1 protein-coding gene is annotated in these 1,382 nt (G+C 57.3%); it reads left to right on the forward strand.

Going from position 1 to position 1,382, the window contains the following annotated elements:
• Positions 1 to 288: 288 nt before the first annotated feature.
• Entirely contained in the window at positions 289 to 1,272 is a 984-nt protein-coding gene (locus NW815_RS06340) for an ABC transporter ATP-binding protein (RefSeq protein WP_414388754.1), read from the forward strand.
• Positions 1,273 to 1,382 lie beyond the last annotated feature (110 nt).

Raw genomic sequence — 1,382 nt, forward strand, 5'->3', positions numbered from 1 at the left:
CGGGGCTCCTGCGATTTCTAGCTGAAGGGAGGTCAGAGCAAAGTGCTGTGCCTACGGCAAAGGAACCGCACCGCTGTTGCGAATGAAGCGGATACCTACGCGGAGTATGTTTGCTCTGGCCCCTTTCCTCTACCGGAAGTGCTGCGGCAAGCCTAGGCTGGGACAAAGCCTGTGGGTAAACTAAAGGTTAGGCTGGGTAGCCTATCGCCTGGCGGACTGTGTGCTCCTTAACTCGGTGTTCGCGGCACCTTTTTCTCCCTCAACTCCAACATACCTACGAGCGAGTCCATGAGCGAGACCCCCACTTCCCCAGCAGAAGCGTTCGCGGCACCAGAGCCGGTCATGGCCATCACCGGCCTGACCAAAACCTATCGCACAGGATTTTGGCTGAACAAGGTGGTCAGCCCCCTCAAAGATTTTTCTCTGACTGTGGCCCGCGGAGAAACCTTTGGGCTGCTGGGGCCCAACGGGGCCGGGAAAACCACCACCATCAAATGCCTACTGGGCATTGTGGAGCCCACCCGCGGCAGCGGCACTTTGCTGGGCAAACCCCTGGGGGATCGCTCCATCAAGCAACAGGTGGGATATTTGCCGGAGAACCCCTATTTTTACGATTACTTGACGGCATGGGAGTTTCTCCAGTTTGCCGGCAAGGTGTTTGGTCTGCCCAATAGCCTGTTGAAGGAGCGGATCCCGCAACTGCTGGAGCTGGTGGGGCTTTCTATAGATACGGCCCGCAAAAAACAACTGCGCACCTACTCCAAGGGCATGCTGCAGCGCACTGGCATGGCCCAAGCGCTGATCAACGACCCAGAGCTGGTGTTTCTGGATGAGCCGATGTCGGGGTTGGATCCGATGGGCCGCTACCAAATGCGCGAGATCATCCTGTCCCTCAAGCGGCAGGGTAAAACGGTGTTTTTCAACAGCCATATCCTGGCGGATGTGGAAGTCATCTGCAACCGAGTCGGCCTGATCATCGGCGGCAAATTGGTGCATCAGGGAACTTTGGATGACTTGCTGGGAGAGAGCAAAAGCTATCGGGTACAGGGGCACGGTGGCGCCGTCGAACAGTTCCGCGACCGCCTAGAGCACTTCTCGATTCAGGGATCCCATTGGTCGGGGGAATGGAGTGGATCCCTACCGGAGTTGCTGAGCCTTTTGAACCAAGCGGGGGCACTGGTCACCGACTTGCATTGGCAACGGCAATCCCTAGAAGAATTCTTTGTGGAGCAAGTGCGGGCCATTGAAGGGGATCATCCGGTCTCTGCCTAGGCTGGCCGTTCGCACTGGTGCTATGGAGAACCCCGAGAGCAGGACGGAGTTCTGCCCTGAGTATTTCCCAGTAGGGGACTCTGTGCTGATACATTTACGCTGAACACTGC

Origin of the sequence: Synechococcus sp. R6-7 (assembly GCF_047461695.1) — a bacterium.
In the GTDB taxonomy this organism is placed as follows: domain Bacteria; phylum Cyanobacteriota; class Cyanobacteriia; order Thermostichales; family Thermostichaceae; genus Thermostichus.